Annotated in this window: 9 protein-coding genes; 7 read left to right on the forward strand and 2 right to left on the reverse strand. The window is 38.0% G+C overall.

The genetic code is table 11. The annotated features are described in order from the left end of the window. From DB41_RS11885 to DB41_RS03265, 3 genes are all read left to right on the forward strand, one after another. On the forward strand, window positions 1-184 hold a 184-nt coding region (locus DB41_RS11885; RefSeq protein ID WP_039384262.1), incomplete at its 5' end, for a hypothetical protein. Then, window positions 181-732, forward strand: a complete 552-nt coding sequence (locus DB41_RS03260) for a hypothetical protein (RefSeq protein ID WP_039384264.1) — start codon at window positions 181-183, stop codon at window positions 730-732. The genes DB41_RS11885 and DB41_RS03260, both read left to right, overlap by 4 nt. A 223-nt stretch (window positions 733-955) precedes the next feature. Further along, complete coding sequence (locus DB41_RS03265; protein ID WP_039384266.1) at window positions 956-1,144, forward strand: hypothetical protein; 189 nt, start codon at window positions 956-958, stop codon at window positions 1,142-1,144. Here DB41_RS03265 and DB41_RS03270 read toward each other — a convergent pair. After that, window positions 1,141-2,217 carry an LptF/LptG family permease gene (locus tag DB41_RS03270; RefSeq protein WP_039384269.1) on the reverse strand — a complete coding sequence of 359 codons (1,077 nt, stop codon included), beginning with the start codon at window positions 2,215-2,217 and terminating at the stop codon, window positions 1,141-1,143. The genes DB41_RS03265 and DB41_RS03270 overlap by 4 nt on opposite strands. Then, entirely contained in the window at window positions 2,217-3,365 is a 1,149-nt protein-coding gene (locus tag DB41_RS03275) for an LptF/LptG family permease (protein WP_039384274.1), read from the reverse strand. The genes DB41_RS03270 and DB41_RS03275 overlap by 1 nt, the downstream gene beginning before the upstream one ends. Window positions 3,366-3,655: 290 nt before the next feature. Between DB41_RS03275 and DB41_RS03280 the strand changes: the two genes are divergently transcribed. From DB41_RS03280 to DB41_RS03295, 4 genes are all read left to right on the forward strand, one after another. After that, entirely contained in the window at window positions 3,656-3,994 is a 339-nt protein-coding gene (locus DB41_RS03280; protein ID WP_039384275.1) for a DUF4339 domain-containing protein, read from the forward strand. Window positions 3,995-3,998: 4 nt separating this feature from the next. Then, a complete protein-coding gene (gene tilS / locus DB41_RS10590; RefSeq protein WP_052243848.1) occupies window positions 3,999-5,324 on the forward strand; it encodes a tRNA lysidine(34) synthetase TilS in 1,326 nt (441 codons plus the stop codon). Window positions 5,325-5,777: 453 nt separating this feature from the next. Continuing rightward, the gene (ftsH, locus tag DB41_RS03290; protein ID WP_368730539.1) at window positions 5,778-8,483 is read left to right on the forward strand and encodes an ATP-dependent zinc metalloprotease FtsH; all 2,706 of its coding nucleotides are present in this window, start codon (window positions 5,778-5,780) and stop codon (window positions 8,481-8,483) included. An 84-nt stretch (window positions 8,484-8,567) separates the two neighbouring features. Then, on the forward strand, window positions 8,568-9,245 hold the full coding sequence (locus DB41_RS03295) for an adenylate kinase (RefSeq protein WP_238578412.1): 678 nt from the start codon (window positions 8,568-8,570) through the stop codon (window positions 9,243-9,245). Window positions 9,246-9,534 lie beyond the last annotated feature (289 nt).

Genomic DNA, 9,534 nt, shown 5'->3' on the forward strand with positions numbered 1-9,534 from the left:
ACAAGCTTGGCGCGATCCTATTCCTTATATTGATGTGGGAGGCTTAATACGGAGTAAACGCGATACAGTGACCTTAAATTCTTGCCCAGGGGCCGCTTTTCATGACCATTCTTTCCAAAGCCCTACGTATGAAAAAGTATTTAAATATCACTTCGAAAAAGTTAAAGGTTTAGGTAATTTATGAATAAAATTTATATGCCCATTTTTATCATTTTAATGTTCATATTATCGGGTTGCGCATTAAGCTTATTGAATAGCTATGAAGAACCAAAACAAGCGAAGTTCGTAAGTGAAATTTTAGATAAAGCTTCTAAAAAGCTTCGTTCAAAGTATGACATGCGCACTATTGGTACAGGCATAGGCATGCCTGATGGAGTGGTGACTATGCTAGCCTTAAGTTTTGAAAAAACGGGTCCCTTAAGCCGAGAAGAAGGGCGTAGAATCATTGTAGATTGTGTACAAGAAATGCTTCAAATTATCAATACCCATGAAAGGATTAGACCTTACTTAAAAAATTATCCTTTTACCCCTAACGATATTGAAATCGCAATTTTTTTGAATGGTCCCTCAGCCCATCCTATTTACTATCCAGACTTTGATGTAATTTCTTCCACAAATGAACAAATAAACTATATGTTTACCGCTTCTGAAAACCCCAAAAGATACATGAAAGTAGAAAAAGAAAAGTTTGAGGAAGCTTTGAAAATGGTTCAAAATGAAAATAAGCAATAAATTTATATTCCCAATTTTATCGCTTTAAGCCGTCTATCTGGTGCTGTACTAAGCTTGCTAGATAGCTATGAATCACCTAAGCAGGCTAAATTCGTAGGAGAAATTTTAAGTAATATGCTTATAAAGCTAGGCTTGCATACCCAATCCTCTCAAAGCTACCGATTCGACTTCAAGGGATGATTTTATAAAGTAGGGAGGTGCATGAGGGGCAGCTTAAAAGCGTATGGAACTTTCCCAAACTCTCCAGGCAAACTATAACCTGCGCACCAGGGGTACAGGTATAAACATGCCTGGCGGAGTGGTAACAATATTGATTCAAATTTTATATTCCTTATTATACGCTTCAAAAAAGCCTACCTACCTAGCCCTCTGGAAAATGTCTCTCTACTCAACGGGAGGGATTTTAATTTAGAGTTTTAAGTATTTATAAGAAGCTAGGCTTGCGCAGATGAAAAATGGAAAGAGAGTAGCTAGCCAGGGTTCTACAACCTGCCTTTTTCCTAGTACAAGAGCAGCATTAAGGAGAAGATAGATGGCCACTAAACCAAAAATGCCTAAAGTATAGATAAAAAAAGGAGAAAGAGTACGTGAGTACCTCACGCAGAAGGGTGCAATACCGATAACTGCTAGTAGGCATAACCAAGGTATAATCATTTTATGGTAAAAAACAGAGGCCCTTTGAGATTCTTTCTGGCTTTGTATGCTAAAAGAAGGCGGGAGTTTCTTCCATAATTCAGAGAGAGATTCATCCTCCGGATTTGTTATTCCTTGAAAAAGATCACGTTTGTGAAAACGCATTTCCGGAAAAGAGAGAAGGTCGAAACTTTCTATAATCACAAGCTCGCCTGTAGGTTGGCGTTTAAAATGATCGATAAAATGCCCTACAGGAGGCTGACCGTAGGGATAAAGGTATTTAATCCGGTAGATATCATTAATATCACGGATCCAATAGGCGTCCACAAGTTTTTTTTCGTTAGAGTTATAATCATGAAAAATAATATGGCTATTATCCTTTAAATTTAAGTTTTTTACTGCTAACTGAAGAAGGCCTTTATGCTTATGGATACGATGGGTTTGCTCGATCTGCTTAATTTTCTGCAAGGCTAGAGGGATCCAAAACTGGGTGTTTATATAGATTAGTAAAACCATCGCCATTCCCAAAAAGATAAAAGGTCTGATTAATGTTCGAAGGGGGATCCCGCTAGCCATTAGCGCCACCAGCTCGTTATGAATATTTAAATTAGTAAGAGTACGGATGGTAGCTAAAAGCAAGCCAAAAGGAATGAAAACTTCCATTCTTGGGGCAAATTCGCAGACATAGTAAAGGGCTATTTCGTAAACTTGAAAATAAAAGTGATGATAATGAAAATTGCTGGCATGGCTAGAATAATCGATTAATACATACAGACCATAAAATGTTAAGATAAAAAGAAAAAAAGATTTAATGGTTTCTTTTAAAAAATAACGGGGCCAGATTTTAATCATTATTCGATTCCTTTGGACAAACGCGATAGCATGTTTAAAGCGGCGAGAATAATAATCAATTGAGGGAATAGATAGAATAGGGTGGATAGCACTAGCTGATGCTCTGCCCCTTTGGCGAAGAAAAAAGCTACAATATATAAAGCTGCTAATCCTATCACATAAAAAAGCCCTCGATTATGGTGATTTCTACTAATGCTCATCCCAAAGGAGGCGCCCATTAATGTAAAGGTGAAGGCTGCTAAAGATATGGAAAAACGCCGGATCAGCTCCGCATAACTTCGATTAAGGTTACGAGAAGCTAGATCTAAGCCTACTCTATTATCATCGCTATGTTCACGCAAGGCTTTTTCTTTTTTTAAATCTTGTATACGTGCTCTTAATAAAGCAAGACGCAAATGATCATTATTTAATGTCCAAACTTTTTTTTGAAGAAGTTGGGCAAAGTCTTTAATAGATGTTTTCATTTCACGAATATTTTCGACCAGTAAGGCTTCATGGCGCGGTAGGTGATTGCCATGGGTAGGAGAGATTAATGTCATCTGGCTACCTTGGAAGGTCACTGAACTTGCTTGTAAGTTTTTCGCTAAAATTAAATGGATGCTAGCGTTGTGTTTATCGGGGATAGCAAGAATGCTATCACCCGCATATTCACCCGTACGGGATTGACCTAGAGTGTCTGAAAATATACCTCTTAGGCGCATTAAGTGTTTGTTATGAAGAAGGAGGAGGGGGTTAATAGTGCGTAGCTCCATTTTTGTAAGACCCGTCTGCAAATGGGATTGAGTAGCCAATTCGGAAACAATATAAAAGTTTAGGGCTGCTATAAAGAAGCTTGCTATTAACAAAGGAGCCAGCACCTCCCGCAAAGAAAGGCCGCACGCCCGGAAGGCTGTCATTTCATGAGATTGAGACAAACGCTGCATTAAAATGATGGCTGAAATTAAACAGGAGATAGGAATAGCTACGGGAAGTAAATAGGGAATTTGGTGTAAAACAAACCATAAGATAATCCATCCTTCAGATCCTAAGGCAGCAAAGTGAGCTATCTCATCTAGCCGGGTAATTAGAAGAATAAAAATAAAAGACAGTAGGCAAAGAAAAAAAACTTTTATATACTGCTTTAACAAGTAGCGCCAAATTATAGGCATTATTTAACTCTAAAGATTAGCTAAAAAATAGCATACAATGAATCAATCATTTGTCTCAATCAGGATTGTGTGGATGGGCACTCGAGCTTAATAATATTAGAGAAAGATTGAAGGATTGATGCAAGTTGATCAATCTAGAGTTGAGTAGGTGACTAGCTAAAGTTTAAATAGGTAAAAGCTTTCTTTAATGCAGATATCAGCAAATGAATGTTTTAAATGAGTTTTTAAATCACAGGACATTGAATCCTTTTTTTTGCCTGCTATATAAAAATATAAACTAAAGAGAGCCTATGGACAAGAAAGAGTGGTTTATTAAGATTGACAATCAAAAAGAAGGACCTTTTAGTATTTCCGAGCTAAAAATTCATCCACACTTGACCCCAGACACATGGGTGCGGAAAATAGAATGGCAAGACTGGCTACCAGCACGCCAAGTCCCAGAACTAAAAGTCTTGTTTGAAGACCATCATTCGGAAGAGCTTAGAGATAAATTTAAATCTAATAAACCGCAGGTTCAAGAAGATTCTACTTTGTTACTGGAAAAGCCGCAGCCTCCTTTTTTTATTTATTGGTTAATTGTTTTGCTGTTTCTATTTCTCTACTTTTTTTATCAATTTTATAATTTTTAGATAAATGAATTTAGAAGAAACGCTATTTAATTTTTTAAACATTCATGCTAACCATCAGCAGCCCGTACTTTTGGGATTATCAGGAGGATCGGACTCTCTTGCTCTTTTCTATCTTCTTATAAAATATAGAAATCTAAAAGCTTTAAACTTTGCTGCTGCCCATGTAGATCATGGTTGGCGGGCAGAAAGTAAAGAAGAAGCCCGTCAGCTACAGCATTTAGCCGCTTCAATGCAGGTGCCTATTTATTTAAAGAATTTAAATATCACCCAGCTTTTTGGCAATATGGAAGAAGCTTGCCGTCACGAACGTTTAGCTTTTTTTAAGAAGCTATGTCATCAGCATGGTTATCAAGCTGTTATCTTAGGGCACCATTTAAATGATCAAGCAGAAACAGTCTTGAAAAAAGTTTTAGAAGGAGGGAGCCTGCCTTATTTAGGGGGTATGACTCCTGTAACAGATTATCAGACGTTAAAGTTATGGCGACCTTTTTTAACCTGCTCGAAATCTCAAATCAAGCAATGGCTTGCCTGTAAAAATTATAAGTTTTTTGAGGATAAAACCAATGAAGATGAAAGATTTTTGCGTGCGCGTTTCCGCCACACGATTATTCCGCATCTAGCTAGCACATTTGGGAAGAAAATAGAGGAAAGTCTTTGCCGCTTAGGCTATGAAGCCCAAGAATTAAAAAAATATTTAGATAATCACTTGCAAGGTTACCTCAAAGATATAATTAAGGGGCCTTTTGGTTCAAGTTTAAATTTTCAACTGCATGGGATGTGTACAGATTTTGAAATGAGATATTTGATTAGGAAAGTTTGTGAAAGCGAAGGACTAAAACTTTCGCATCATTTAATAGAGCAGGCTTGCAAAAAGATCCATAGCAAGGCGGCCAATTGCCAGTTTTTAGCTAAAGATACTTGGGTTTATATTGATCGAGAACGTTTATTTGTAATGAGCAAGCCTTTATTAGATTTTAGAGAAGAACTTTCTTTTGACAGGGTGGGAAAATATTCGGCAGGGGACTGGACCATTGAAGTGACTGAATCTTTAGATTCTCCTATACCTATTACAGGATGGCAGGAAGCTTGGAGGGGTCGTTTATCTATTCAAATTCCCTCGGGGAAATACAGTTTTAAAAGAGGCAATTCTTCCTTGGATAAATGGTGGACCAATGCTAAAATACCCGCATTCATGCGCTATGCTTTTCCTACTTTGTGGGCTGATGATAAAATTATCTATGAATTTTTGGCTACACGCCGATTGGTTGATGTCCATCTAAAGTCCTTTAAATGCTGGACGGTCACCCTTTGTTACCAGCCTTCTGATTAAACCAAACTTAGTAAGATTCTTTTAAACCTCTATTTTTAATAAAAAGTAGGTAGACATTTAAAGAGAGCTTTAAGATAAACATAATCAAGGATGACCTTCTTAAAGAATAGTCCAAAATTTTCTGCCGAGAAAATACGGCTTTAAGTTATTTAATGGGATTTATTATATATAATTTTATAGAGTAGAATGAAGTAGAAACGGGTGGCAAAAAAAAGCCCTAAATCTTTTATTTGCTATAGATTTGGCTCTTTGAGAACTTACTTGATGGCGAATAGCCTATCTGATACAATGGTTTTTAACCCAAAAAAATTACTTTTAAAATAATTTCTGGTTTAATTTTTTTAAGCTAGCAATTTCTAAACACATTACTTGCTAAGGTGCATAAGGTTAATCATGGATGAAGATAAAAAACAGGACAGAAAAGGTTTTTCCAATAATTTCATTTGGTTTCTAATGGCAGCCTTTCTGTTCGCTTTGATGGTTCAAAATTTTATTGAAACAAAGCATGCTAAAGTCTCTTTTAGTTATCAGCTTGAGCATTTGGTCAACCTTCAGCTTATTCAACCAGAGGATAGCCGTAAAATCGCTCTAAATGATAATTTAGTGACATTTAGCGGTAGGTTTCGTGAACGTCAAACTGAAGAAGGTAAAAATCGTTTCAAGTTCATTGACCTTCTCAATACCAATCATGAATTGACAAGCGAAAAAGAACGCATTCTCAAAGATTTAAATGGACAACGGGAGAAAATTATAGAGGCCACAGGGTTGTTTTTACAGTTGAGTGGATTGCCTATACCAGCCCATGGATATGTGGTAGTCGATCAGTTTTATAGCCCAGCTCAACCCAATGCTGCTATTGTAATTCATGAAGTTAATAAAACGAGTGGAGTGACTAGCTTCCTTGAATTAAAAAAACAATTAGCTAACCTTTCAGGCTCTTCAGATGAGCAAGCTTTAAATCAGTATGGGAATGCTTTATCGGGTTTAATTCAAAATTTCCGGTCTTCTTTGCTAGGAATTGGCAGTGAATCCATTAAACAAGTTTTAAAGAAACTAGATAGCCAGGTTTCAAATGCTAAAAGTTCTATCCTCAAACCCGAAGAGCGACTTACTCTTTACACCGAAGCTGTAAAAGATTTAGAGGGAATCCTTAATGAATTAAACACCCCTCAAAATGGAATGCGCTTAGCCCAGCTAAGGAGTGTAAGAAATTATAGACAAGTTTTAGACGAACTATCTAGGGTAACATCAGCTTTAGAAGATAATCAGATTCAGCTAGACAAAGCTCGTCAAGCGGTTACTAATGTCATCTGGTTTTTTAATAACCAAGAGGTTTCTACAAGAACTTTAGAAAAACAAGATCCTGAAGTTTACCATCAATGGTTTATCAATGCTAAAGAAGAATGGGATAATTTCCAAAGCAATCGAGGGGGTTATTTTAAAGCTCCCGATCAGCCGCTTAATGTAGTACTGGAAAAAACCTTTAAGAGTGAAGAGCCTTCTCCTAATTATCTTAGCTACTTTTTCACTCTTCTACCTGTCCTGTTAGTCATGCTAGTCCTCTATTTTGTGTTTTCGCGTCAGATGAGAGGGATGGGCAATAGTGCCTTAAACTTTGGTAAGTCTCCTGCTAAGTTAATGAATAAAAGTACTAATAAAATTACTTTCAAGGATGTGGCAGGAGTAGATGAAGCCATTGAAGAGCTCCAAGAGATTGTAGAATTTCTAAAAAGTCCAGGAAAATTTACTGCTTTAGGTGGAAAAATTCCGAAAGGCGTACTGTGCATTGGCCCTCCAGGTACAGGTAAAACCTTGGTAGCTAAAGCGGTGGCCGGTGAAGCCGATCGCCCCTTTTTTTCCATCTCAGGCTCAGACTTTGTAGAAATGTTTGTAGGCGTCGGAGCTAGCCGTATTCGCGATCTATTTGATCAAGCGAAAAAGAACGCGCCTTGTATTGTGTTTATCGATGAGATCGACGCTGTAGGACGCCATCGTGGCGCCGGCATTGGAGGAGGCCATGATGAACGTGAGCAAACTTTGAACCAGCTTTTAGTCGAAATGGATGGTTTTGATACGAATGAAGGCGTGATTTTAATGGCTGCTACCAATCGTCCAGATGTATTAGATAAAGCTTTACTACGTCCTGGTCGTTTTGATCGCCGCGTGATTATTAGCTTACCTGATGTTAAAGGGCGTTATGATATTCTTAAAGTCCATGCGCGCAAAATTAAAATGGATCCTTCCGTGGATTTAATGAGCGTGGCGCGCAGTACACCAGGCTCTTCAGGTGCTGATTTAGCTAACTTATTGAATGAAGCTGCGCTTGCTGCTGCCCGCAAAGGCCGTTCAGCAGTAACTTCAAGTGAAGTAGTAGAAGCTCGAGATAAGGTTTTATATGGTAAAGAAAGACGAAGCTTAGAAATCGACGAAAATGAAAAGCTTACCACAGCTTATCATGAATCAGGCCATGCTATTATTGGCCTGGTGGTTAAAAATGCTGATCCTGTGGATAAGGTGACCATTATACCCCGTGGCCTTTCTTTAGGTTCTACCATGTTCCTTCCTAAGAAAAATCGGCTGAGTTATTGGAAGAGAGAGCTGATCGATCAGCTCTCAGTATTAATGGGTGGTCGTGTGGCCGAAGAAATTTTTGTAAGTGATATTTCTAGTGGAGCTAAACAAGATATTGATCAAGCTACACATATTGCCCGCAGCATGGTATGCGAATGGGGAATGAGCGATAAGCTGGGGGCTGTAGCCTATGATGAAAGGTCTGAAAGTGGCCAATATTTAGGCATGCAAGGTTATCATGAAAAAAAATATTCCGAGAGTACGGCACAAGCCATTGATGAAGAGGTAAGAAAAATTTTAGATGCTGCCCTTGAAACTGCCAGACAGATTATTCGCGACAAGCGCCATGAAGTTGAGTTGATGACTCAAATGCTCATGGAGTTTGAGACCCTAGACGCTGAAGATATTAATAATATCATTAATGGCAAATGGTCGATGGAAGAAAAACGCAAGAAACTTAAAATTGCAGATGAGCTGCATAAAAAAAGTGGCTTAACACCTCCTCCTCCACCTCCGGCAGATGAGCCTTTAGCTGCAACCGGTAAAACTTCTAGTGAACCTTCTTTTGCATCCAAAATAATTGGATAAAGCAAAAAAAAGAATAACCGATGAAGACTTTAAAAACTCTCATCGGTTATTCTTTTTTTCTTCTAAATGAAAATGGAAACGATTATGGAAAAGAAATTGATTGTCATTTTGCTGGGACCACCCGGCTCTGGAAAAGGTACTCAAACTAAATTACTTAGTCAAACTTTGTCTCTCCCTCAAATTTCTACGGGAGACTTGTTCAGAGAGCATATTAAGAAAAATACCTTGTTAGGTCTGAAAGCTAAAGAATATATAAATGCCGGCCACCTTGTTCCGGATGATCTGGTATTAGAAATGGTCAATGATAGAGTAGGATTGCCCGATTGTAACAGAGGTTATTTGTTAGACGGTGTACCCCGTACTTTAGCACAAGCTGAAAAGGTAAGTACAACTCTATTAAAAGATGTACATGTTATCGTTTTCAAGCTTGCTGTAGACCAAGAAGTGATTACAAAACGTGCAGTAGGTCGCCTAATCTGTAAGCAATGTGGAGCCATTTACAATAGCTTCTTTTCAGCTCCTCTACGTGCAGGCATCTGCGATAAATGCGGGCAAGAGGCTCTCTATCAAAGAGAAGATGATAGATTGGAAGTTGTTAAAGAGCGCTTAAAGGTTTATAATGAGCAAACCATGCCTTTAGAGGAGTTTTATTCTCAGCGTTATGGGGTAATCAGCATTAATGGCGCGGATCTACCCGAAAAGGTTTTTGCAGAGCTTAAAAGCCATATAGAGGCTTTCAGCCCCTACACTAAAACTTTTTAAAGTTTTGAAATGGTTCTTGCTTTGCAGGGATAGTCGCTTGCATTAAAGACTACTATAACTGCTAAGGATCAATCTTTTAAACTTAAAAGTTTAGAGCCATATCAAACTTTTTAAAGGAAAGTGATATATTTGCTAATCGAGCCTACGGGTGATCGAGCATTTATCTATCAAGAGGCTAGAGACGTAGCTTCTATGAATGAACTCCCTGAGGAGCTTCTTTTAAAATTTTTTCCTATCTAGTCCGACCTGATTTACCCTAAAATACTTCATCATTGCATCAGTTTTAGAA

Source organism: Neochlamydia sp. TUME1 (genome assembly GCF_000813645.1).
Classification (GTDB): Bacteria; Chlamydiota; Chlamydiia; order Chlamydiales; family Parachlamydiaceae; genus Neochlamydia.